The sequence below is a fragment of the Prosthecobacter vanneervenii genome, assembly GCF_014203095.1.
GTDB lineage: Bacteria > Verrucomicrobiota > Verrucomicrobiia > Verrucomicrobiales > Verrucomicrobiaceae > Prosthecobacter > Prosthecobacter vanneervenii.
In genome coordinates this window covers 72835-97590 of record NZ_JACHIG010000014.1, presented here as the reverse complement: position 1 = coordinate 97590, position 24756 = coordinate 72835, and the positions used below count along the sequence as shown (strand labels likewise).

Sequence of the window (24756 nt, the reverse complement as noted above, 5' to 3'; positions counted from 1 at the left end):
TATGCCATTCGTTCCTTCACCCCGCTCACGCCGGAGGGCTGGGGACAGCCCTCCCTACCTGGCGCTGGACATGCGCAACCCCACCACAGGCAGGGCGGCTGTAGGTAGGGCGGCTTGTCCCCAAGCCGCCGGGTCTATTGTGCCGAAAACACCCACGGAGGCCACCAGCACAAACTCTCCGCTACCACCTCATGCCATTCGTTCCTTCACCCCGCTCACGCCGGAGGGCTGGGGACAGCCCTCCCTACCTGGCGCTGGACATGCGCAACCCCACCACAGGCAGGGCTGCTGCAGGTAGGGCGGCTTGTCCCCAAGCCGCCGGGTCTATTGTGCCGAAAACACCCACGGAGGACTCCGCCTTCATGTGCCCCCGCCGTTTCCACCTTCGTTTCCAGATTTGAGGGCAGCGAGGCGCTGTTCCCTGGGCAAATCGAGCCAGGGGCACGCTTCGTTTCTCGTTTCCACTCCTAAAGACTGAAAAATGGAAACGAAGGAACTGCCACACACCCACCACAGGTAGGGCGGCTTGTCCTCAAGCCGCCGGGTCTATCATGCCAAAAACACCCACGTAGGACACCCACCCCAACGCAAGCACAAGCCGACGGAGGGGGATCATCTTGATCCCCACACACGCAGCGTGTTTGCAGATGGATCGAGTACGCTTGTCATTGCGTGAGCGTGTGGGATCTCGGGACGATCCCACTCCGCCAGAGTGCTCGCACCCTCACTTGAACTCCATCGCGATGCGGAAGCCCACGCTGTGGTAGCCGCTTCCCGCCTTGCGCCCTTCCCCGGTGCAGAGGCTCTGGCCGCTGCGGCCGGTGGAGTACCAGCTGCCGCCGCGAACGTCGTTCACCTCCTGGCCGCGCTCGGCCCCGTTGGTGGCCACGATGATGCTGCTGGTCCATTCATAAGCATTTCCTGCCATGTCATGGCATCCGTAATGGCTCACGCCGGTGGGGTAGCTGCCCACGGGGGTGGTAAAGCCGCCCTTGTCCACCAGGTCCCGGTAGATCTGCGTGTTCACAAAGCCGGTGTTCGTGTTGTGGTCGATCCATGCATCCACACCGCCGTCGGCCGTCACGGCAAAGACCCTGCCATTGCCCGTGGTGATGTCCTCCACGTGCCCCTGCTTTCCTGCCTGCTGCGACTTCTCCACATACGTGGTTGTCGTCTTGCCCTCGTGCTCCAGCATCCACGCGGCGCACACGGCGTTGTAGTTGAAATGCGTCTTCAGCTTGCCGCCACGGTAGCTGCTGTCCTTGTCATTGCCCCAGGGGTACAGCGTGCCCTTCGGCCCGCGTGCGGCCTTCTCCCACTGCTCCGCGCTGGGCACCACGATCTTCCAGCCCGTCTTGCTGCTGACCCAGTCGCAGTAGGCCTGGCAGTCGTTCAGCGAGACAAAGAGCACAGGGTGGTTGGCCTTGCCCTCGGGATAGGTGCCGTTCTTCCAGTACCGTGGCACGCCACGGTACTGGGTGGCATCCGCAAAGGCCTTGAACTCTGCATTCGTCACTTCAAAGCGTGCGATCGCATACGCCGGCAGCTCACGTGTTTCACTCTCGCCAAACTTAAACTTCCCGGCGGGCACATACACCATGCCCGCAGGGATCTTCACCGTTTTGCCGCCATCACGCACCTCCGTCATCGTTTTGTCGATGGGAGACGGAATGGAGATGCCGTTGCCGGATTTGATGGGAAACTTCTCCTCCGCATGAAGCGTGAGGGACAGCAGGAGCAGGGTGGTCAGGCAGGTTGTTTTCATGGTGCGGGTGTGCCCCCACCGCTGCCAGCACCACATGAACGGAAGATGAATTTCCGCGAAAAAGAGCACCGATTTTTGAAATTCATTTTCCATTCATCTTGCGGCATCATGCTCGGCAGAAAGACATGCGCCTCCTCATCATCGAAGACGAGCCGGACCTCCTCTCCGGCCTCAGTCGCGCGCTACGGCGCACGGGCTACTCCGTGGACACGGCCGCCGATGGGGACGACGGGCTCTTCCGCGCGCTGGAGATCGACTACGACGCCATCGTCCTCGATGTCATGCTGCCACACCTCGACGGCTGGGCCGTGCTGGCCCGCCTGCGCGAAAAGAAAAGCACGCCTGTCATCATGCTGACCGCACGCGATGCCACACGCGACCGCGTGCGCGGCTTTGACACCGGGGCGGACGACTACCTGGTGAAACCCTTTGAGCTGGACGAGCTGCTGGCGCGGCTGCGCGCCCTCATCCGCCGCAGCGCCGGGCGCGCCACTCCCGCGCTGGAGATCGGCGCGCTGAAGATCGACACCGTAGCGCGTCGGGTGACCCTCGGCGGCAGCGAGGTGCCGCTCAAGGCGCGCGAATACGACGTGCTCGAGTACCTCGCCCTGCATCGCGGCCAGGTCATCACCCGCACCACGCTCTACGAGCACCTCTATGATGAAAGCGGGGACACGCTCTCCAATCTCATGGACGTGCTGATCTACAATCTGCGCAGCAAGCTCGGGCGCGATCTCATCACCACCCGGCGCGGCCACGGCTACTGCATCCCATGATTTTCACCCGCTCCATCCGCTGGCGCATCCAGGCCTGGCACGCCCTGCTGCTCACCATCGTCATCGCAGGCTTTGGCATCACCGCGCACCGGCTCGTCTCCATGCAAAAGCTGCGGGAGGTGGACCTGCAGCTCCAGGCGCAGGTGGCGCAGCTCGGCATCGCCTTTCCGCCGGTGCCTGCGCGGGACCACCACGCCAGGCCGCCCCCGCGCCCGGGCATCAGCGTCACCGACCAGATCACCGCCAGCGGCACCTACTACATTGTGTGGAATGCCGATGGCAGCGAGCAGGCGCGCTCGCCCAATGCCCCTGCGGCCCTCCGCCACCCCTCTGCCGATCAGGAAGGCGGCAGCACGGTGGGGGGAGATCGCCACGCCGTGCACTTCACCGGCGCCGGGCGCTGCTTTCTGGCGGGCAGGCGCATCACTGCCGAGCTGGACGCCCAGCGGCAGCTCGCCTGGTATTTGCTGGTAGCAGGCGGCGGCGTGCTGGCGCTCGGACTCGCCGGAGGCGGCTGGCTGGCCGCGCGTGCCATCCGGCCCATCCAGGTCATAAGCGAGACCGCTGAAAAAATCGCCACAGGCACGCTCTCCCAGCGCATCCCGCCCGTGTCTGATGATGAGCTGGGCAGGCTGGCCGCCGTGCTGAATGCCACCTTCTCCCGCCTGGAGGCCGCCTTCGCTCATCAGGCCCGCTTTACCGCCGATGCCGCGCACGAGCTGCGCACCCCTGTGGCCGCCGTGCTCATGCACGCAGAAAACGGCCTCGCGGCAGAGCCTCTCACCGAGGAGCAGCGCGAGGCCTTTGCAGCCTGCCGCCGCGCCTCGCAGCGCATGAAGCAGCTCATCGGAGCGCTACTCGAACTCTCCCGGCTGGACGCCGGACAGGAGCCCATGCGCCAGGAGCCTTGCGGCCTCGACCAGATCGCCCAGGACTGCCTGGACCTGGTGGAAACACTCGCGCAGGCGCGGCACATCACGCTGGCCCATGAGCTGAAGCCAGCGCCCTGCAGGGGCGATGCCGGGCGTCTGGGGCAGGTCGTCATCAATCTGCTGAGCAATGCCATCGCGCACGCCCGCAGCAGCATCCGCATCTGCACCCGGTGTGAAATGGGACGCGCCATTCTCTCCGTGCACGATGACGGCCCCGGAGTCGCCCAGGAGCATCTGGCGCATCTGTTTGACCGCTTTTACCGCGCCGACGCCTCACGCACCGATGCCGAGCACCACGGCCTCGGCCTGGCCATCAGCAAGGCCATCATCGATGCCCACGGCGGCGAGATCTCCGTGGCCAACAATGACGAAGGTCACGGAGCCATCTTCACCATCGCCCTGAGGGCGGCGGAGTGAGCACGGTCGCGCAGATGCACGGCGCAAGCCTGCCCGCTTCGTTTCCATTTTTTTGCCTCTAGGAGTGGAAACGAGAAACGAAGCGCCTCCCAAGCCCGGTTTCCCCAGGGAAGCCGCTCAAAACCGCCTCAAACATGGAAACGAACACGGAAATGAGCGCCGCTTGATCGGACACGAAACGAGCTCCCCTGCCCCAGCCTCACGCAAACAAATGCGTGAGCGGCTGGCCTTTGTCGGCCACGGTAAACGGGCGCTTGCTGGGCGAGTAGATCACCTGGTCCAGCGGCAGGCCGAGGGCGTAGCCGATGGTGGCATTGAGGTCGGGCGGGCCCACTTTGTCCGCAGCGATGCCGGAGCCGTCCGGCGTGGTGGCACCGTATTTGATGCCCCCCTTGATCCCGCCGCCGACGATGACGGAGGAGAAGATGGGGTAGTGATCGCGGCCCTGATTCTGATTGATCTTCGGCGTGCGGCCAAACTCGGACGAGACCACGATCATGGTGCTGTCCAGCATGCCACGGTGCTCCAGGTCGGAGATCAGCGCGGCCAGCGCGGTGTCCAGCGTGTTGCAGAGCTGCGGCGTGTTGATGAAATTGGCCACGTGGGTGTCCCAGCTGCCCAGGCTCACCTCGATGAAGCGCACTCCATGCTCCACCAGACGGCGTGCCAGCAGGCAGCCCTGGCCAAAGGTGTCCTTGCCATAGGCCTGGCGCACGGCGTCGGGTTCCTTGGTCAGATCAAAGGCCACGAGGTCCTCGCTCTTCATGAGGCGCACGGCATCGTCATACACATCGGCGTAGGCTTTGACACCACGGGTGTCCCATTTGCCCTGAAATTCCGCATCCAGCGAATGCGCCAGCTCGCGGCGCATGCCAAAGCGCTCGTCCGTCACGCCCTTCTGCGGCGTCACGTTCTGCAGACCTGCCTCGGGGTTGTTCACCATCAGCGGGCCGTGCTTCTTGGCAAAGAAGCCCGCGCCGGGATGGCGGCTGTCATTGCCCACATACACATACGGCGGCAGCGCCGGATTGCCGGGGCCCTGGAAGAAGCTCAGCCACGCGCCCATGCCGGGGTGCTTGATGGTGCTGCGCAGACCAAAGCTCGTGTGCATGAAGTAGTTGGCCTGCTCATGCGCGGCGGTGTTGGTGGCCATGGAGTTGATCACGCAGGCGTGATGCATCTGCTTGGCCATGCGCGGCAGGTACTCGCTGATCTGCACGCCATCGGCGCTGGTCTTGATGGCCTTCACCGGGCCCGCCACTTCCTTGTTGTCCGGCTTCGGATCCCAGGTGTCCAGATGGCTCTGGCCGCCGGTCATGTAGAGGAAGATGACATTGCGTGCAGTGGCCGCCTGCTTGGCGGTGGCGCTGCCTTCACCCACGGCGAAGGCCTTGCTGGAGAAGAGATGCTCCATGGAGGGCAGCAGCCCCACTCCGAGGCAGGACTGCGCCATGCGTGTCATCACTGTGCGGCGGGAGAGATCATTGCCAGGCGTTTTCATGGTCGTGTCAGTTTAAAGGTTCGGTTTGTTCGTTTTAAAAAATCAGGCGGCGGTTATTCCACAAAGATGAAGCGCTGCGTGCTCAGCGCGGCCACGGTGATGTCCTCCCACAGGGTCTTGGAGGTGGCGTAGCTTTCCACCGTCTGCAGCATGTGGGCCTTCTCCTTGGCGTTCGGCTTGCGGGAGTAGAGGCTGAGGAAGAGCGTGTCGATCTTCTCCTCATTCGTCTTCGCCTTGCGCAGATTGATGCTGAGTGTGGACCAGGCGCTGGTCAGCTGGCTGAGCAGCGATCCATTCATCATCGTCAGCGCCTGCGGCACGCTGGCTTCATCGTTGGCATTTTCGATGATCTCGCGGTCGCTCTGGCCAAACTCGCGCAGGAAGTGTCCGCGCGGTGCAGGAGAGGGCAGCTCGGCGGCGCGGCTCCAGGTCTGGTGCAGCGTGCGCTGGTAGTTTTCAAAGCTCTTGATGCTCTTCTCATCCTTCATGCCCAGCACGGTTTCGTCCGCCTTCACGGTGGCCAGGATCTGCGGGCTCAGCGGCGCGTCTTTCGGGTCCACGCGGCTGTCCTGCATGAGATTCATCATCGCCATTTCCATGGGACCGTCTCCGCTCACGGCGGCCAGCTCCTGCTGGATGGCCTGGTTGCCGGACTTCTTGGCGGCGGCGTAGAAGCACTTGCTCACCTGCTCGCGCAGGATGCGCTGGCTTTCGCCCAGGCGGCGCTGGATCTCGCGGGCCTTCACCTTGTCCTCCTTGGCGCGGGCTTCGTCCAGCTCCTTGCGCAGCTGGTCAAACTCCTTGTTCTGCTCGCGCATGGCGGCGGACACTTCCTTGGCGGCCTCATAGAGCAGCGCGGGCTCCGTCTTGTCCAGCAGGCGGGCCAGGCGCTGGCGGTTTTCCAGATCGCGGTGCTCGCGCTCACGCAGGCTCCAGTTGGACTGCTCGGGGTCCGGGCTCACGAGGGTCACCAGCGAGTCCCACACCTGCTCTGCACTCATGCGGTGGAAGACAGGGCCCTGGAAGTAGTAGGGCGTGCCGGGTGCCACTTCCTTCGTGCTGGCGCGGGCGAAGGCCTGCGTGTTCAGCAGCATGCGCAGGTAGGACTTCATGTCATACTTCATCTCCGCCATCTGCTTTTCCAGGAATCGCATCAGCTCGGGATTGGAGGCCACGCTGCTGTCCATCATCTCGTCCACCGGCTCATACAGGCCTGCGCCAAACACACGCTTCCACAGACGGTTCGCAATGATGGTGGTGAAGCGCGGATTTTCAGACGAGGTCAGCCAGCGGCCAAATTCATCGATCGGGTTGGACTCCTTCTTGAGCTCCACCGGCTTGCCAAACATCACAGCAGCGGGCACCACGTCCTTGGGCTTGGCGTCCTTGTACTTGTAGTCATGCGGCAGGCGCAGCTGGCCTTTGTTTTGCACCACCTGCGTGTCGCGCAGCGGGCGCACCGCCTCGGTGATGGCCTGGCGCATGAGATCGCGCGAATCATTGTCCAGCGACTTGTCCTGGCGGATCATCTTCTGCACCTCCTCCGCCGTCTGGGAGCGGTAGTTGGTGGAGCTCATGTTGTGCGTGAAGGCCGCCATCTCGTAAAACTGCTTCTGCGTCCACTTGTCAAAGGGGTGGTCGTGGCACTGGGCGCACTCCATGCGCGTGCCGAGAAAGATGCGCGTGGTGTTGGAGAGATTGTCCAGCGGCATGCCACGGTCGCGCATGTAGTAGCCGATGGCGCCAGTGTCAAAGCAGGTGCCCTCGCTGCTCACCAGCTCGCGGGCCATCTGGTCCCAGGGCTTGTTTTCACGCAGCGCGGTGCGGATGTAGTTCAGGTAGTTCTGCGAGGTGGTGCTGCCTGCCACACCCTGGCTCTGCGCGCGCAGCACATCGGCCCAGTAGTTGAAAAAATTCTGCACGTAGCCTTCGCTGGCCAGCAGCTTGTCCACCAGCTTGGCGCGCTTGTCCGGCATCTGGCAGGCATGGAAGGCGGTGGCCTCCTCCAGCGTGGGGATGCGGCCCACCACCGTCAGGTAGGCACGGCGCAGAAAGGTGGCATCATCCACCGGCGCATTCGGCTGGATCTTGTGCTTCTGCCATCCCTTGGCCAGCAGGGCATCGACCTGCTTGGAGGCGGCGGTGGTGTCCAGCGGAGCAGCCTGCACGGCGATGGTGGCAAGCAGCGTGGTGGCGAAGATTGAAAGGTGTTGGATGGCTTTCATGCCACAACCAACGCAGCCTCAAATGAGCAAGTGTCAGCATGGCCATAGGATGCCAAATCCTGCACACCGAATGGCAATCCACACGTGGCCCCACGCCGCCTCGGCGGTCGATTTACTTGGAAAAGAGATCGTTAAACAGCCCCTTGATCACATCGGCCGCCTCTCCCATTCCCTTGGAAAGCTCCGCCAGTCCCGGCCCCAGAATCCACGCGGTGTAGCTGAGCAGCATCCACCACAGGATGGCATTCAGGATGATCAGCACCGTGGCCAGCACCTCCACCCAGCGCCCCCAAACGATGAGGTAGCCGTTTTCATCCTTCTTCTGGCGGAAGATGTGGTCGGTGTAGAGCGCCACGGCCGCCATCCAGAGCATCGGCGGGAAAAAGAGAAAGCCCATGATCAGCCGGCGCAGCACGGTGCCTCCGCGCTGATTGTAGGGCACGCGATGATAGTCCCGGTAGCGCGCCACGCGGCGGCGCGTGGGCAGCACCGTCAGTCCGTCCGCCACCACCTGCCCCTCCAGCTGCAGCTCCATCAGACTGGAAACCGGCCGCCACTGCTCCTCATCCTCACGCTTCACCAGGTCGCTGTCACGAATGGAACCATACGCAAGGAAGTTGCGCAGATCGTCCTTGGAGCAGGGGCCGAGAGTTTTCTGGCCTTTGGCGATGTAGTAAGCAGCGTGCACGGTTCAGCGGGAGACTAAACTTCGTTTACTGGGGTCTGAAGATTCCGGAAATATGCAATAATCACACCAACCTGTAATGTAATTTTTTATCACCAAAATCACCGGGACGTCAGCGTAATTTTTTACATGCGCCTGTCCCTCCTGCTTGTCGGCCTTCTTCCCCTCTGCCTCCACGCCGCCCCGCCAGCGGCACCGCTCACCTCCTCCATCAGGGCCGGATTTGCCCAGCGGGACATCACTCCGGACATCGGCATGGAGCAGCCGGGCGGCTACGGCAAAAGCTACCACCGCACCTTTCACGACCCCTGCAAAGTGCGCGTGGCCCTCTTTGACGACGGCAAAAAAACGGCCGTGCTGATCGGACTCGACTCCCTCGTGGTGCCCCGCCAGGTGGTGCTGGACGCCCGCGCCCAGATCGAAAAAGCCACCGGCATCAAGGGCGATGCCGTGCTCATCTGCGCCTCCCACTCCCACAGCTCCGGACCCGTCGGCATGGTCATGCCCGGCGAGTACGACACCGCCTCCGACCTCGTGAAAAAGCTGGCGTATGAGGAGTCCTCCTGCGCCGATCCCGGCTACCTGCTGCGTCTCACGCACGAGATCGTGGCCGGTGTGGTGGCCGCCAACACAGCCAAGGTACCCGTGCAGCTCGGCTTTGGCTTTGGCCATGAGGACAAGGTGGCCTTCAACCGCCGCCTGCGCATGAAAAACGGCCAGAGCTGGAGCCACCCCCGCCCCGGCAATCCCGACATCCTCGAATACGCCGGCCCCATCGATCCGCAGGTCGGCGTCATCGGTGCCTGGGACCTGCAGGGCCAGCTCGTCGGCGTGGTGGTGAACTACGCCTGCCATGCCACCACCAATCCCGGCGGCATCTCCGCCAACTGGATCCAATACCTCGAAAAGACCATCCAGGGCGGGCTGGACACCCACGCCCCCGTCGTCTTCATGCAGGGAGCCTGCGGCGACATCACCCAGGTGGACAACCTCAGCACGGCGCAAACTCCGAAGCCCGAGGAATGGAGCCGCCTCGTGGGTGGCCGTGTCGGAGCTGAGGCCATTCGCGTGCTGCTCACCATGCCCAAGATCACCGCCGCACCCATCGACACCCGGCAGGAGGTGCTCAAGATCAAGCGCCGCCCGCCATCACCGCAGCGTGTGGAAAAAAGCCTCGCTATAGCCAGCCAGCCGCGCCCCGCAGGAGACACCACGGACTACCTCTTTGCCAAGGAGATCCTGCTGCTGGACCACCTGAACAAAACGCATCCGGTCGTGGACTGCGAGGTGCAGTGCATCAAGCTGGGCCCCGCCTGCTTTGTCTCCGATCCCGCCGAGTACTTCGTGCAGTACGGCCTCGACATCAAAAAAGGCAGCCACCACCTCTTCACCTTTCCGTGCGAGCTCTCGAATGGCATCGTCGGCTACGTGCCCACGGAGGAGGCCTTTGGCCCGCACGGCGGCGGCTACGAGACACGCCTCACCGCGTACTCCAATCTCGAAATCACCGCCGGTACGCAGATGGCGAAAAAGGGTGTCGAGCTCGCCAACCAGATGCCCGCCGAACCCAAGCCCGAGCCCCCCAAGGCCCCGCCCTTCAGCCAGCCCTGGACCTACGGCAACGTGCCGCCGGAGCTGGAGTGACGCAGCAGGCCATGGAGTGACGCAGCGCAAATATGGAGTGCGGTTGCGGAGTGAAGAATGAACGCAGCTACAGCTTTCGACGTGAAGGGCGACGCACGAAGTCCGCACAAAGCTCAAAAGCGGGACGCTGCTGGGCACGCGAAAGCCTGCCGTGCATTCGCAAACCACAAGCCGCTCGAAAGCGGCAGCTTCACTCGTGCCTCGCTGCGCAGCCGCACTCCAAATTTGCCCTCGTCTGTTCGCTGCCCCTCACCAACTTTCAGCTTTCATCCTGAAAGGGTCACTTCATACTCGCGCCCGATGACCACCGCCGAACTCCTCACCGCCCTGAACTGGCGCTACGCCACCAAAGTCTTCGACCCCACCAAGAAGATCCCCGCAGACACCTGGGCCGCGCTGGAGGAGTCTCTCATCCTTACGCCGTCCAGCTTCGGCCTGCAGCCGTGGAAATTCATCATCGTGCAGGATCAGGAGCTGCGGGAAAAGCTCGTGGCCCACACCTGGCGTCAGCGTCAGGTGGCGGACTGCTCCCACCTCGTGGTCATGGCCACCAAGCGCAGCATGGGCGAGCCCGAGATCGACGCCAACATCACCCGCATGATCGAGGTGCGCGGCGGCACGCCCGAGGCGCTCGCAGGCTTTCGCAAAATGCTCACCGGCACGCTGGCCTCAGGCTACATGACCCCGGAATGGGCCAAGATGCAGGCCTACATCGCCCTCGGTCAGTTCATGGCCGCTGCCGCGCTGCTGAATATCGACACCTGCCCCATGGAAGGCTTTGCCCCGGACAAGTACGACGAACTCCTCGGCCTCGAAGCCCAGGGCTTCACCACAGCTGTCCTCTGCCCCGCCGGCTACCGCCACCCCGACGACCGCTACGCCTCCCTGCCCAAGGTGCGCTTCAAGAACAGCGATGTGATCGAGTACCGCTGAGTGGCACGAAGGATAGAAGCGCCCATCTCACCTCACGGCTTCACCACCTCCACCTGTCGGGCTTTTTTAAACTCCGCCCTCGCAGGCCGTGGATCATGCCAGCGCTCGCGTGCAGGCGGGGCCTTGGCATCCAGCCACTGGCCCAGGCGCAGCCGCAGGCTTTGCAGCGCCGCGTGCGTCTGCTCGCCAAACTGGGATCTCCCCGCATCATCTTCTGATTTCTTCACCAGCGTGGCCGTCAGTCCCGGCAGCGCACGCACCGCCGCCATCACCTCGGCACGCGAGTGCCCGCACAGCGCGGTGTATTGCGTCAGGTACTCCACCAGTTGCTGACCCGCGCGGAAGGACAGCATGCGCACGCCCGGCAGCGGCCCCTGGTCGGTGGGATAAAGCAGCGAGGTCTCCGTCGGCTTCTGCCACGCGGCCTTGTCCCCGATCGTATTCCACGGCACCACGCCATCGGCGCCCAGGCCCCATGCCTCCACGCACCACGCCGCATTGGCCCAGCAGGGCGTGCCCGGCGCGCTGGCGCTGCCGTACATGTAGTACAGGTTTCCACACTGCTCCGCGCGGCGGCTCACACGCGGCCACCAGGTGCGCAGCGCCCCGCTCACCACCTCCACATTCACGCAGTGGTCCAGCAGATCCCGCTGCCACTGCGGGCGCGAGATGTCCGCCCGGTAGCACAGCCGCACCTTATGCCACGGCTCCACCGCCGCCCAGAACTCCAGCCCAAACCGCCGCAGCGCCCAGAAATCCTGCGTCTGCATCGGCTCATCAAACACCCACGCCGCCGTGCACTTCCGCCAGTCATCCTTTTTGAAGTACACCTTGTTGTTCAGGTAAAACTCCACCATCGGCTCCGTCCAGCCCTTCTCCTCAAAGTGCCGCGCCACCTCCGCCGCAGACTGCCGAAACTCCTGCCAGTAGCCCGTGTCATACGCGTCCTCGATCCAGTAGCCGCCGCGAAAGTGCGCGTCATGCTTCATCGGCCAGTTCTCGTTCAGCATCAGGTACCACGCGTCCACCGGCACGCCCGCACGCGGCAGTCCCTCAAACGCGCTGCCGTCCAGCAGCGGGCCAAAGGCCTCGTCATACGCCCGCCAGTCCCAGCGCCCGTCCGCACCGATCACCGGCTGCGGCTCATCCAGTTTCCCCGTCCAGCCATAGGGCAGCTGATTCAGCACCGTGCGGTGCTCGTGTGCCAGCCGGTAATACTCCCTCACATGTCCTGGCAGCCCGTACGCATTCATCTGCGCCAGAAAGGACAGCCTGTCCGGCAGCGTGAAATTCCACACCTGCAGCCGCAGTGGCGCGGTTCGCCCCGCCACGCTCACCGAGCCCGTGCACCCGCCTGCCGTGGCCGACTTCGGCACGCGCAGCTCCACATACGTGTCCGCCGCAGCCAGCGCCTGCGCATCCGCTCCCGTGCCGTCTGCCTTGCGCCCCGCAGGCACCAGCGGGTCCTGCACCCCACCCGCCAGCGGCAGCGCATGCAGCCGCACCTCCACACCTGGCAGCACCACCTGCACCTCCGCAGGCCGCGCACTCAGCATGAAGCCCACCGCCTCCCCCTTGGCCGCATGCAGCCGCAGTGCCTTCAGCGGCTCGCCATACTCGTCCCGGCACACTAGCGGCAGCGCCTCATCCACTCCTTCATCAGCCACCAGCGGCGGCAGCTCCACCGGCTGCACCGGCCCCGCTTTTGCAGGCGCATTCACCATCTTGGACCCGGAATAAGCGTCCTCCAGCCACAGCGTAAAAAACGGCCGGCTGTCCCGCCGGTCTTCACGGCTGCTCACGTAGCGGTTCAGCTGCGGCAGGTACTTAAACGAGTTCCCCTCGCGCTCATACTCGCTGCCCACATCGTCCATCACCGCAAAGCCGAACGACTTGCCGTCAATGCGTGCCTGCACCACCTCGGGCGCCACCGGGATCACCTGCCAGCCCTCGGCATCCGGCGCGCTCGCCTCCCCAAAGCCCCACAGCGAGCCGCCCTCGCCATTGATCACCGCCGTCATGTCCGGCGCGTCCTTGGCCCAGCGCGCCTCGCCGGTGCGCGCCCAGGCAAAGGAGCTGGCCCCCACCACTTTCTGGTAGCCTGTGCCATTACCCTCATGCCACTCCTCCGCCATGGTGGACACCGTCGTGCGCCCCAGCGGATGCTCCTTGCTCTGCAGCCGCACATGCAGCTGCGCTTTGCGCACCCTGCGGCCTTTCAGGGGCGCGGCATCGAGATCCACCAGAAAGAACTCCTGAATCCCCTTCAGCTTCAGCCGGGGCGAGCCCCCGTTGCTGCCCTCCACCTCCGTCGGGTAGGCCGACACCCACAGATCCCGCGTCACCTCCGCCCGCTGTCCGGCTACCGGCTCCTGTGCACGCAGCAGCACCGTCATCAGCATTACCGCTGCAAAACCACCTCGTCGCAGAAACACAGACATCTTCATGGCAGGAAAAAACAAAGTTGGAAACACACGCCGCAGCCCGGCAGACGCCCGCCGCAGGCAGCCCCAAACCAACGCCACGCCCCCTCGGCACATTTCACGCGCAGCACCGCATGTCACGGCCTCACCACCCCCTGCACCAGACAGGGCTGCGCCGCTGGGTCCAGCCAGGCCAGCACCTTGCTCAAATTGATTTCAGCCATGGCCGTGCACCCAGCCGTGCCCGTGTTTTTCCCCAGCCAGATATGCATAAAAATGCAGGAGCCCAGACCCGGTGTGTGGTGAGGATTATGCGCGATCTCCGCGCCCAGCCGGTAGCAGCCGCTGCTCGGCACCATCGTCTCCGGCCCGGTCCAGTCACACGCCACCACACGATCATCCACGATCTGGTTGTAGTGCCTGGAGTTCACATCATCGATGCCCCAGTGGTGCGCGCTGCATGGCAGATAAGGCAGCTTCATCCAGCCTGGCTTGGGTCCATCTCCAAACGCCTGCGTGATGCGAAACACACCCGCCGGTGCGCAGCCATCGCCTTCCTTTTTGATTCGCCAGCCCTCCGGTGCCTTGAGCCCGAATTCACCATGCCCCCAGGCCATGCCATTGCGGCCGATGCGTACTTTGATGCCCGCCCCCGCCGCATGCCATTCATCCCCCGCCACGCGTTCCAGCATCCTCAGCTCCGCCGCCGAGGTCTGCGGGTCTGCCGCAGCCACATGCAGCACCTGCCGGCATGCTTTCGGCAGCACGGCGGCAAACTCAGGCGGCAGCTTCACAGGGGCGCTCATGCGCGCACAGGAGGCCAGCATGAGCAGCATGACAAGGAGACGATGCATGCGGTGGTGGTGAAAACAAAACGCCGCAGAGCGGTGAAACTCTGCGGCGTTGGATTTGAGCAGTTCAGCCTGCGGGCCTGGGTTTACCAGCCGTGGGCGTCGCGCACCTTGATCATGGCGTCCAGGATCTTGTTCCAGGTGTCTGGCGTTTCCAGCACGGCGTTCGGGAACATGCAGCCATCCCAGCAGATGTGCTTGATGCCACGAGCGGCGGCGTCCTTGAGCCAGTAGCCGGAGGCCTTGGTGATGTCCAGCTTGCCGTTCGGATCGTCAGCGCGGCAGTGCTTGCCGGTCTTGTCGTGGGAGCCGGCGCCGTGCACGGTGCCGTCGTTCTGCGCCACGTGGAAGTCGATCGTCCAGGGGCGGAGCGCGTCGGTCATCTTCTCATAGGCGGCCCAGAATTCGGCGTCGCTGTAGCCTTCCTTGAGCAGGGCGTGCTCGGGGGCGTTGTAGCCCAGGGTGTAGAGGTAGGTGTGGGCCAGGTCGGCCTGGAAGCCCAGGGCGTTTGGCATGCCCACGCCTTCCAGCACGTCCAGCATGTCCTTCCAGGAGTGCATGCCAGCCCAGCAGATTTCGCCTTCGGCGGCCAGGCGCTCGCCATTGTCGGCGGCGATCTGGGCGGCCTTCTTGAAGGTGTCCACGATGCGGGCCGTGTTGGCCTTCGGATTTTCGCGCCACTTGCCCACGCCAAATTCAGCGGAGTCGATGCGGATCACGCCATACTTGCGCACGCCGTGGTTGTTGAAGATCTTGGCGATGCGGCAGGCCATCTTCACCGCGCTGAGGAATTTCTCCTGCTGGGCGTCGTCGCCCATGGCGGAATCACCCACGGTGCCCGGCCACACGGGGGCCACCAGGGAGCCCACGCTGAAGCCCTTGCCCGCAATCAGGTCGGCGATCTTCTTGATCTCGTCGTCGCTGGCCTCAGGATTGGTGTGCGGCAGGAAGAGGAAGTAGTCAATGCCCTCAAACTTCTGGCCGTTCACATTTGCGGCAGCCGTGAGGTCCAGCATCTTTTCCAGGCTGATCGGGGGTTCCTGGCCTTCGCCATCGCCTTTGCCGACGAGTCCGGGCCACATTGCATTGTGAAGTTTGGGTGAGGAGTAGCTCATGGTGAGTGCTTGTTTAGGGAAACGAGGCCGCGAGGTTAGCGGGTCGCTTTGGGAAAGCACGAAAAAAAGTATCGCGTTTTTTCAGCAATATTCCCGCCCGGGCTGCGGATCACACCAGTCCCAGGGACCGTCCGGCTTTGAAGCCTGGAAAAACTTTTCCCACGTCCGCCCCGCGCATGCGGGCCTGCAGCACCTCCCCGAGCACCTCGCGGTAGTCCGTGGTGATGGCCAGATCTGCATGCTCATCGAGCTGGCCGTTTGCCAGCCCGGGCCACGTGCCGTGGCAGCGCCCGCCTTTGATGCCGCTGCCCAGCACCCACATCAGATTGCCGTGGCCGTGATCCGTGCCGCCGCTCTCATTCGATTTCAGCCGGCGGCCAAACTCGCTCATGATCACGATGGTGGTGCGCTGACGCTGGGCGGAGATGTCGGCGTAGAAGGCGTGCAGCGGCCCGGCCAGATTGGCCACCAGATCATTCAGGCGGTAATCCTGCCCCGAGTGCGTGTCCCAGTCGCCATAGTTCAGCGCGGCCACCTGCAGGCCCATCTCCATTTTGGCCAGCTGCGCCACAGTCCTGAGGGCATTCGAAAACTCATTCTCGGGATAGGTCACCCCCTTGGCAGGCACGTAGCCGGCCACACTGCCGTCCGGTTTTTTGGGGAGCTTTTTCGTCACCTCCTGCAACAGGGTCAGCATGCGGTTTCCGCCCGCGCCCTTTTCACTGCTCTGCGCATGCATGAGGCGCAGCGCCCGCATCTGGCGGTCATCGCCGTAGTAGTTGAAGTCCTGCAGGTTGGTGATGGCCGCTGCATGCGTGCTGCCCAGCAGGGACACGGGCATGGCCCCGTCCGCGCTCAGCCCCGGCAGCATTCCGGTGCCGGGCAGTGTCTCCAGCAAGCGGGTAAGCCAGCCGGTGCCGAGCCCGAGGTGTTTCTGCTCGTTGATGCCGCGCTCCATCATGTCCTGAGCATCAAAGTGGCTGCGCGTGCCGTTCTTCAGACCGCAGGCGTGGATCAGAGCCAGATCTCCGTGCTCATACAGCTCCCGCAGCGGTGCAGCATCAGGGTGCAGCCGCCAGTCCTGGTCCGTGGGGCCGTTTTTGATGGCGAGCCCCGGGCGCTCCCCTTTCTCCACGATGCGCAGAGAGGCCAGCCGCGCCGCGCGGTAGTGCGCATCATCCACCGGGGCCAGCACGCCCAGCCCATCGCAGCCACCGCGTAGAAAGATCGTCACCAGCAGATCGCGCCCGGAGGCTGCGGAGCTGTCTTCGGCAAAGGCCAGCCGCTGGATGCCGCCACCCAGCGCGAGACACGAGGTGCCGAGCGCCCCGCGCAGCAGCGCACGGCGGGTGAGTGAATGTGCGTTCGTGTTCATAAAAAGATCTGCATGCGATTGAATCAACGATACTGAAACTCCGGCGATGCCGCGATCAGCGCCACGCATGAGCCGATGCGTGCGTCGCGGTCCTTGTCGTCTCCGCTGAATTCGCTGTCGTCTTTGGCGTCGTCATCATCCATCAGCACCTGCAGCAGCGCCGCACGGCTTTGGCCTTCGACTTTGCCGCCCAGCAGCCGCCCGCTCCAGTGGTCCAGCACCTGACCCGCCGTGGTGCAGTCCGCGGGTGTCAGCGTGAGAAAATGAAATGCGGCGATGCCCTTCCAGCTCTCATCCCGCAGCACCAGCGGCAGATTCCACCGCCGCAGCAGGAAGGTGCCGCTCTGCCAGTAGCCGCTGCTGTCCGGATGCCCCGTGGGCGTGGGCCAGCGGAAGAGGCGCTGCCCCATCTCATCCAGCTGGTAGACCACATCCATGCGCGGCGCGAAGTCAGCGCCCACGGCGCGCAGGTAACCCGCCAGAAACTCCAGCGGGCGTTTGAACTTCGTGGCCGGAGCACTGCGGTATTCCGGGCTCAGAAGGATCACCTTCATCACACGCGCGATCTGATCCGGCGCATCCAGCGCAGCCGTGAATTCCGCCGCCGCTTTTTTGACCAGCGTCTCCGGCGGCTCGTCGCTGACGAAGCGGCGGCAGAGCTTTTCAGAAATAAAGTGCGCTGTAGCCGGATGCCGCGCCACGAGGTCAATGACCCGCAGACCGTCCTCCAGCGCCGGACGCTGGGAGTCAAACTCCACGCCGAGCACGCGCTTCTGGTAGGGATCGTGCCAGGCCTCACGCACCATGAACCTGCCGGTGTTGGGCCGCTTGACGCCATCGTCATCCTCATTGCCATTTTCCACCGTCCACCCCGTGAAGGCGCGCGCGGCCTCGTACACGTCCTGGTCGATGTAGCCCGCCGGTTTGCCTTCCAGTGCGCCGGGCACCTCGCGCCACTTGGTGCACAGATGGTTGAGGTAGTTTCTAGCCCCAAAGGTGTGCAGCTCGAAGAGCTCGCGGGCAAAGTTCTCATTCGCCGGACTGGCCTTGCTCTCCACACCATCCAGATAGAAAAGCATGGCCGCGCTCTGTGCCACGCCCTGCAGCATGGCGCGGAAATTTCCCAGCGCCTGCGCCCGGATCACATCGCGGTCATAGGCGGGCATGGCCAGCAGCACGGACTCGTCCTTCTCCGCGTTCACGTTGAAGTGGTTGTGCCAGAACTCCACCAGCATCTCGCGCACCTGCCAGCGGCTGTGCACGGCACGCAGCAGCGCGGACATCATCACCTCCTCCATGGCGCGGCTCTTTTCCACGTAGTCCACCTCATTTACGCCATACATGGAAAAGGTCTTTTCCAGCGGCTGGTCCAGCAGCTTCAGCGGACGGTCCTCGTTCACCTTGACTGCGGCCTTCGCCGTCATCATGGGCTTGGTGCCCGCAGCAGCGGCGGTCGTCATGGGCTGCACGTCATATTCAATGTGCAGCCGGAGATTTTTCAGGCGCTTCAGGCAGTCTGAGTCAGCCTTGTCATTCGGAGCCAGCTGCGACTGAACCCAGCCTTCCCATCCGGCAGATGTCACCTCCTCCAGCAGCGCAGGCGAGACGCCAAACGTCGTGCGGTTCACCCAGCGGCGGAGATCAGAAGGCGCATCAGTGGCAGGCATAAGGCGAGTGAATCTTAGATTTCCCCCGACGGCAAGCCTAATACGAAGAACCCAGTTTGTCTTCAGGGTCTCTTTCTCTTTCGCCTTGAGCTGCACCATCGGGGTGGATTTCCATATCACCCCTTCCACCACTTTCTTTTGCGGGGCGCTGGCATGCTGCGTCCAGCGGCTCCATCCCCGTCTTCATCTTTCTCACAGTGTCCGGATTCTGCCCCAGCAAAGGGATGACCGTGTTGAAATATACACCCCACACACGCGTTTCCGCCTCTCTGCACCCACGCCAGCCATGGACACTCCCACGCGCCGCTCCTTCCTCGCCACCACCACCGCAGCGGCCATGTCTGCCGCCACGCATGCCTTTGCCTCCGGTGGCAGCAGCGACATCAAGATAGCCCTCATCGGCTGCGGCGGCCGCGGCACCGGTGCCTGCAATCAGGCGCTCTCCGCAGGCTCCACCATCAAGCTCGTGGCCGTGCTGGACCCGCTCGAAGGCAAGGCCCAGGCCGCGCTCGACATCCTCAAGCAGAAACACGAGGGCCAGGTGGACGTGCCGCCGGACCAGGTCTTCACGCAGTTTGAGGACTGGAGCAAGGTCATGCAGATCGCGGATGTGGTGCTCATCGGCACGCCGCCGGGGCCGAGGCCGTTTTTGTTTGAGCAGGCCGTGAAGGCGGGAAAGCATGTGTTCATGGAAAAGCCCGTGGCCGTGGATGCCGCAGGCGTGCGCCGTGTGCTGGCCGCTGCGGAAGAGGCCAAAAAGAAGAACCTCAATGTCTGCGTGGGCTTTCAGCGCCGCTACGATCCCGCCTACATCGACATGATGCAGCGCCTCCACGGCGGCGAGATCGGCGACCTGCTCTTTGGCCGCGTGTACTGGAACGGCACCTCCCGCCCCGGCTTTCCACGCCAGCCCGGAGAGAGCGAGATGCACTACCAGATCAGAAACTGGTATTTCTTCACCTGGATGAGCGGAGACCACATCCTGGAGCAGCACTGCCACAACCTCGACGTGGCCAACTGGGCGGTGCAGGGCCGGATGCCCCTGCGCGCCGTGGGCCAGGGCGGACGCTCTGTGCGCAACAAACGCGAAAACGGCACCATCTTTGACCACCACACCGTGGAGTTTGAATACGAAGGCGGCTACCGCCTGCTCAGCCAGTGCTGCCAGATCGGCGGCAAATGCGCGCGTAGTGTCAGCGAGCACTTCCACGGCACCAAGGGCGTGGCCGATCTCGGCGATGGCGGCCGCTTCCTCATCAATGGCCAGCCTCCGGGCGGCAAGCGCACGCGCATCAAAAACGACGCCTATCAGCTTGAGCACGACGCCTTCTTTGAAAACATCCGCACCGGCAAGGTGCGCATCGATGCCGAATACGCCGCCTACAGCTCCCTCATGGGAGTGATGGGCCGCATGGCCACCTACACCGGACAGGTCATCACCTGGGAGCAGGCGCTGAATTCCCAGGAAAAACTGGCCCCTGACAACATCACCTGGCAGACTGAGCCACCGGTCAAACCCGATGCCGACGGCTGGTATCCTGTGGCCATTCCTGGCACCACGCTGCCGGTGTGAAAGCACGAAAGCACGAGCCGACGGAGGGGGATCATCTTGATCCCCGCACATGCAGCCTGTTCGCGGATGGATCGAAAACGCTGGCCAATGCGGGAGCGTGTGGGATCGGGACGATCCCACTCCGCCAGAGCTTCGCCGCGTACATGGATTGGAGGAGAGGGATTGTCCCGATCCCTCAACGCACCGCCATTGCCCACCGCTCCGCAGTCATCAAAGCCCCCACCCTCCGAAGCACCCCAAGGCCTCGTCCCATCGGCAGTCATTGCGCAGAGCCGCCCCATCACGGCGCCCACTTTTCCATGGCCAGGCTCGCGGCACCGAGCGCGCCGGCATTGTCTCCCAGCTGCGAACGCAGCAGGCGGATGCGCTTGCCCCGCAGTGCCGGTGCCATGCGCGAGGCCGCCGCCACGATGTCTGCGCAAAACTCATCTCCCAGCGCCGTCAGCGGCCCGTGCAGGATCCACGTGTGACTGTCCAGCAGCAGATGCATGCTGGAGAGCACGCGTGCATAGTCCTTCACGATGGCGTCCCGCTCCTCGCCACGCTGTCCGGCCAGAGCCGCCAGCGCAGCATGCAGGTCCGGGGGCAGGCTGGCGCGTTTGCTTTTGCCTGTCAGCCGTCTCCACACCGCCGGAGAGGAGAGCACATCATGCACCTCCCCGCCTTCGCCCCAGGGCCAGCGCCCCACCTCGCCTGCTCCGTAGGAGGAGCCGGTGATCACCCGCCCGCCGATGACAATGGCGCAGCCAAACCCGCTGCGTGGCCCGAGAATGACGTAGTCTGCCAGCTCCGACGCGCCGCCAAACCAGCGCTCCGCCAGCGCGATGACGCGCAGGTTGTTGTCCATCGTGACGATGGCGCCCACTTTCTCCTGCAGCATCTGCACCAGCGGCACATCCTTCCAGCCTTCAATGAAGGCGTACTCGTGGGCCATGCCCGCGCCGGGATCAACAAGGCCCGGCACTCCGATGCCGATGCCCAGCAGCGGTCCTGTGGCATTTTGGGCCAGCTCACTGATCGTGCTCTTGATCTCGGAGACGACCCTGGCCGGTGTCACAGACTCCGGCAGGCTGACGATGCGCTTGGCGGTCTTGTGGCCGGAGAAATCCACGCTCACCGCCTGGATGCGCTCCGCATTGAACTCGATCCCCGCAAACCATCCCGCCTGCGCATTGGTGGTCAGCAGGCGTTTCGGGCGGCCCATCGGCGCTTTCTCCAGCCCGTTTTCATGCAGGTAGCCGGAGGCTATCAAATGGTCCACATACAGCCCGGCGGTCGTCGGCGAGAGGCGCAGGGCGTCCGCAAGCGCGCGGCGGGAGGTGGCGTGCTGGCTGCGCACCTGCAGCACGGTCTGGGCGATGAGATATCGTTGGTCCTCGGGATTGCGCATGAAATGATCAGATACAGACCTGACATGCCACCATGACCACCACACGTCTATATTTCCTTCTGCAGATCATGCATTTCATCACTGCAGACGCTTGGTAAGCGGTGAGCCTATGACACGCGCTGCTGAAAACGAATCCCATTCTCTCCTGCCAACGCTCTGGAGGAGTGGTCCCGATCCCACACGCTCACGCAAAGACCAAGGCTCTCGATCCCTCCGCAAACACACTGCATGTGCGGGGATCAAGATGATCCCCCTCCGTCGGCTTGTGCTTTCAAGCCGTGCAACGCCGACAAAGCACACCGCACGACTGTAAGCCCCATTCAATTCGCCGCTGCCTTGGCTTTACCTTTTCCCTTGCCCTTCCCTTTCGCAGCCGCAGCCGGTGTGGGCTTCCTCAGCACCACGGGCACCGCGTTCTGCTGCGGTGCTCCGGGCGTGCTGCGACCGTCACTCACGATCTTCTCCAGCGCCGCCGTCATCTTTCTTACCACCTCGGGTTCGCTGCTCTGCAGGTTGTCCTTCTCAGCGATGTCCGCCCTCAGATTGTAAAGCTGTGTGTCTGGCAGACCTTTCTCTCCGGGGCTGCCGGGGCGCGGATCGCTCCAGCCGCCTGACCCTGCGCAGAGCTCCAGCTTCCAGTCCCCTTCACGCAAAGCAAAGGAGCCATTGATCGAATGATGGATCACGCTCTGCCGCACCGGCTTGCCGGATTCTCCCAGCAGTGCCGGCAGGATGCTGAAGCTGTCTTCTGCCGCATTCTCCGGCAGCTTGGCTCCTGCCACTTCCGCAGCGGTGGCCATGAAATCCGTGAGGCACACGAGCTGCGACGAGGTCTGTCCCGCCTTCACCTTGGCAGGCCAGCGCACGATGAAGGGCACGCGGTGGCCACCGTCAAAGATGTCCGCCTTGTGTCCGCGCATGTTGTAGCTGGGGTTGTGCCCCGCCGCCAGCAGCTTGGGGTAGTCCGCGCTCGGAGAGCAGCCGTTGTCGCTGGTGATGATGATCAGCGTGTCCTTGGCGATGCCCGTCTCCTCCGTCACGCGCATGATCTGGCCCAGCGCATCGTCCGTCTCCATCACAAAGTCCGCATACAGGCTGATCCCGCTCTTCCCCTGCCACTTCTCGCTCGGCAGGATGGGCGTGTGCGGTGAATTGAGAGGAAGGTAGAGGAAGAAGGGGGCCTTCGCTTTCGCCTTGGCCTCGATGACTTTCTTCGCCTCGCGCGTGAAGGTGGGCAGCACATCCTCGCCACGGAAGCCCGGCGCCCCCGGCCCTTCGCGCGTGTAGCCCCCGGGGCCGCCCTTGTTCATCGCCAGCTTCATCATCTCCGTCGGGTTCACGGTCACGTGATCGTTTTCGATGAAGCAGTACGGCACCATGTCCAGCGAGGCGCTGATGCCAAAGTAGGTGTCAAAGCCCACGCTCGTCGGCCCGTTCGTGATCGGCTTGGTGTAGTCCACATTCTTCACGTGTTCCGCCTTCTCGATGCTCAGCTCCTCCACCTCTCCGGTGCGCACCCAGTCCATGCCCAGGTGCCACTTGCCCACGCAGTGCGTCGAGTAGCCCTGCTGCTTCAGCATCGCAGGTGTCGTCAGTCTTCCCTGCTCGATCAGGCGCGGGCTCAGGCCGCCCAGCACGCCGCTCTGCAGCTTGGAGCGCCAGGCGTAGCGCCCGGTCATCACGCCATAGCGCGTGGGCGTGCACACGCTGGAGCCGGAGTGCGCATCCGTGAAGATCATGCCCTCCTTGGCCAGCCGGTCAAAGTTCGGCGTGGCGATCTTGCCCTCGGGGTTCAGGCACTTCACATCTCCGTAGCCCAGATCATCGCACAGGATGAAGATGATGTTCGGCTTGTCAGCCGCAGCGGCCAGGGATGCCAGGGAGAGGCACAGCAGGGAGGTGAAAAGGCGTAGTCGGTTCATGATTGGCTGCCCGACTTGAACGCGCTCAAGCCTCCGAGCTATCCAGATATTCCAGCGCCTTCGAAAAACTCGCCTGCGTCAGGAAATGATTCAGCCGTGGCGGCAGTTGCGCCCGCAGCCGCTGGTGCTGGGCCATGATGCCCTCCGACACCTGCTTCAGCGCCTCAAGATGCGCCGCCGCATCGCGGTCACGAAACGCATGATCCGCAATGATCTCCAGCCTTTGGCGCAGCAGGCTGCGCAGTTCTTCATAGTCCGCCATGCGGCTACATGTTCTTGTTCCGGAAGTAGCTCACAACCAGTTTTTCTCCCGGCTCCACCTGAAACGAGTACTGCTTGATCAGGTCTGGCAGCGTCTCCAGCATCCAGGGGTAGGTGAAGGTGGCGCCGTTCTTGGTGTAGAAGATATCGTCGGCAATGTACACGGCGGAATGAACGATGGCCCCTGAGGGCTTGGTGAAGAGGGCGATGTCCCCGTAGCGCGGATCCCCCGCCGCCGGGATGTACTCTTCCTTCAGCTTCTGCATGTAGAAATCCTGATTTCCCAGCTCCGGCTCCGCCACGTCATTGAAGAAGTTAAATGAAGTCCAGTGGCAGTCGCGGATCGGTGCGGGGCCGTTCAGCGGATTGTCCGGCATGGGGTAGAGAAACATCTGCGAAGACGGCAGCGGCGGCAGCATGTTGATGACTCCCAGCATGCCCCCCGTGGGTGTGGCGGCGATCGATTCAAAGATCGTGCGCACATCCGTGCCCTTCATGCCCTTGCCCCAGTAGTTGGCCAGGTCTGAGGTGTCTTCCCCGGGTTTGATGTGCACCCTCAGCGTCAGCGTGCGCTGGCTGGTCAGCCCGCGCATGAAGTCACGCTTTTCCTCATAGGTGGGCAGCTGCTCCAGCACGGCCGACAGACCGCTGAAGACCAGGTAGTCCCCGTGCTCGCAGCACAGCTGCTTGAAAAGCATCAGCGTGTGCTCGCCGCCATGGGTGCGGCCAAAGCGGTCTCCCAGTGTGTCCTTGTGAATGAAAATAATCTGCCCGCGGTTCATGGGATGCTCCAGCACCGCCTGATAGAGCTTTTTGCGCGGCCCGGCAGGCAGCGCCATCAGCGTCTTGGCGGAGGGCTTCATCTCCATGCCTGAGGGGGTCTGCTCCAGCACGCCCGGCTCCGTCAGCTCAGCCACCAGGCTCCTGGGCAGGCCGGTGGCTTCCAGCAGCCGCTCCACCTCGCTGTAGTGCATATTGGGAAACAGCCACCGCGTGCCGCTTTCCTCCAGCTTGCGCAGAGGCAGCAGCTCCTCGGGCGCGGAGATGGAGAATGGCGTGGAATAAATCTCCCCCCAGGGGCCGGAGCGGTGCTGCTGTCCGTAAGCGGCCAGCACTTGGTGCTCCTCCGTATCGGCAGCATCATACCACCTCATCAGCCCCGCACCCAGCAGCAGGCCTGCGGTGAGGAAACCGATTCGGGAGAGGATTTTGCGATAGGGACGTGGGGTGAGGTTCGGATGGGCGTCCGTTGTCTGCATCAATGGTTTTTTTTTGGGGGAAAGGGGGATGGCCTTCTTGAC

At 63.6% G+C, this 24756-nt stretch carries 18 protein-coding genes; 5 read left to right on the top strand and 13 right to left on the bottom strand.

The annotated features are described in order from the left end of the window. Positions 1 to 724 precede the first annotated feature (724 nt). Positions 725 to 1765 (bottom strand): formylglycine-generating enzyme family protein, encoded by a 1041-nt coding sequence (locus tag HNQ65_RS23840; protein WP_184343821.1) that lies wholly within the window; start codon positions 1763 to 1765, stop codon positions 725 to 727. 125 nt (positions 1766 to 1890) lie between these two features. Here HNQ65_RS23840 and HNQ65_RS23835 point away from each other — a divergent pair, with 125 nt between their 5' ends. Then, positions 1891 to 2541 (top strand): response regulator transcription factor, encoded by a 651-nt coding sequence (locus tag HNQ65_RS23835; protein ID WP_184343818.1) that lies wholly within the window; start codon positions 1891 to 1893, stop codon positions 2539 to 2541. Continuing rightward, entirely contained in the window at positions 2538 to 3890 is a 1353-nt protein-coding gene (locus HNQ65_RS23830; protein WP_184343816.1) for a sensor histidine kinase, read from the top strand. Before HNQ65_RS23835 ends, HNQ65_RS23830 begins: the two co-directional genes overlap by 4 nt. A gap of 199 nt (positions 3891 to 4089) precedes the next feature. On the opposite strand, the gene HNQ65_RS23825 is transcribed toward HNQ65_RS23830, so the two are convergent. The 3 genes from HNQ65_RS23825 to HNQ65_RS23815 all read right to left on the bottom strand — a co-directional run bounded on the left by HNQ65_RS23825 (position 4090) and on the right by HNQ65_RS23815 (position 8304). After that, entirely contained in the window at positions 4090 to 5391 is a 1302-nt protein-coding gene (locus tag HNQ65_RS23825) for a DUF1501 domain-containing protein (RefSeq protein WP_184343814.1), read from the bottom strand. Between the two features lie 53 nt (positions 5392 to 5444). Continuing rightward, the gene (locus HNQ65_RS23820) at positions 5445 to 7616 is read right to left on the bottom strand and encodes a DUF1549 domain-containing protein (RefSeq protein ID WP_184343812.1); all 2172 of its coding nucleotides are present in this window, start codon (positions 7614 to 7616) and stop codon (positions 5445 to 5447) included. 112 nt (positions 7617 to 7728) lie between these two features. Then, a complete protein-coding gene (locus HNQ65_RS23815; RefSeq protein ID WP_184343810.1) occupies positions 7729 to 8304 on the bottom strand; it encodes a GYF domain-containing protein in 576 nt (191 codons plus the stop codon). A 126-nt stretch (positions 8305 to 8430) separates the two neighbouring features. On the opposite strand from HNQ65_RS23815, the gene HNQ65_RS23810 reads away from it, so the two are divergent. Then, positions 8431 to 9945 (top strand): hypothetical protein, encoded by a 1515-nt coding sequence (locus HNQ65_RS23810; protein WP_221306270.1) that lies wholly within the window; start codon positions 8431 to 8433, stop codon positions 9943 to 9945. A gap of 300 nt (positions 9946 to 10245) precedes the next feature. Then, a complete protein-coding gene (locus HNQ65_RS23805) occupies positions 10246 to 10878 on the top strand; it encodes an NAD(P)H-dependent oxidoreductase (RefSeq protein ID WP_184343808.1) in 633 nt (210 codons plus the stop codon). A gap of 32 nt (positions 10879 to 10910) precedes the next feature. Here the strand turns inward: HNQ65_RS23805 and HNQ65_RS23800 are convergent, their stop codons facing one another. From HNQ65_RS23800 to HNQ65_RS23780, 5 genes are all read right to left on the bottom strand, one after another. Beyond that, positions 10911 to 13325 (bottom strand): hypothetical protein, encoded by a 2415-nt coding sequence (locus HNQ65_RS23800; RefSeq protein ID WP_184343806.1) that lies wholly within the window; start codon positions 13323 to 13325, stop codon positions 10911 to 10913. A 113-nt stretch (positions 13326 to 13438) separates the two neighbouring features. Beyond that, a complete protein-coding gene (locus HNQ65_RS23795; RefSeq protein WP_184343804.1) occupies positions 13439 to 14155 on the bottom strand; it encodes a L,D-transpeptidase family protein in 717 nt (238 codons plus the stop codon). Between the two features lie 83 nt (positions 14156 to 14238). After that, complete coding sequence (locus HNQ65_RS23790; RefSeq protein WP_184343802.1) at positions 14239 to 15267, bottom strand: sugar phosphate isomerase/epimerase family protein; 1029 nt, start codon at positions 15265 to 15267, stop codon at positions 14239 to 14241. A 109-nt stretch (positions 15268 to 15376) separates the two neighbouring features. After that, positions 15377 to 16642 carry a DUF1501 domain-containing protein gene (locus HNQ65_RS23785; protein ID WP_184343800.1) on the bottom strand — a complete coding sequence of 422 codons (1266 nt, stop codon included), beginning with the start codon at positions 16640 to 16642 and terminating at the stop codon, positions 15377 to 15379. Between the two features lie 23 nt (positions 16643 to 16665). Then, a complete protein-coding gene (locus tag HNQ65_RS23780; RefSeq protein ID WP_184343798.1) occupies positions 16666 to 18309 on the bottom strand; it encodes a DUF1800 domain-containing protein in 1644 nt (547 codons plus the stop codon). A gap of 286 nt (positions 18310 to 18595) precedes the next feature. On the opposite strand from HNQ65_RS23780, the gene HNQ65_RS23775 reads away from it, so the two are divergent. Beyond that, on the top strand, positions 18596 to 19882 hold the full coding sequence (locus tag HNQ65_RS23775; RefSeq protein ID WP_184343796.1) for a Gfo/Idh/MocA family protein: 1287 nt from the start codon (positions 18596 to 18598) through the stop codon (positions 19880 to 19882). Positions 19883 to 20162: 280 nt separating this feature from the next. Here the strand turns inward: HNQ65_RS23775 and HNQ65_RS23770 are convergent, their stop codons facing one another. From HNQ65_RS23770 to HNQ65_RS23755, 4 genes are all read right to left on the bottom strand, one after another. Next, positions 20163 to 21272: an ROK family transcriptional regulator gene (locus HNQ65_RS23770; RefSeq protein ID WP_184343794.1), complete on the bottom strand. Its 1110-nt coding sequence runs from the start codon at positions 21270 to 21272 to the stop codon at positions 20163 to 20165. 320 nt (positions 21273 to 21592) lie between these two features. Beyond that, complete coding sequence (locus tag HNQ65_RS23765; RefSeq protein WP_184343792.1) at positions 21593 to 23194, bottom strand: sulfatase family protein; 1602 nt, start codon at positions 23192 to 23194, stop codon at positions 21593 to 21595. Between the two features lie 25 nt (positions 23195 to 23219). Next, positions 23220 to 23456: a hypothetical protein gene (locus HNQ65_RS23760; RefSeq protein ID WP_184343790.1), complete on the bottom strand. Its 237-nt coding sequence runs from the start codon at positions 23454 to 23456 to the stop codon at positions 23220 to 23222. A 4-nt stretch (positions 23457 to 23460) separates the two neighbouring features. Further along, on the bottom strand, positions 23461 to 24714 hold the full coding sequence (locus HNQ65_RS23755; RefSeq protein WP_184343788.1) for a hypothetical protein: 1254 nt from the start codon (positions 24712 to 24714) through the stop codon (positions 23461 to 23463). Positions 24715 to 24756 lie beyond the last annotated feature (42 nt).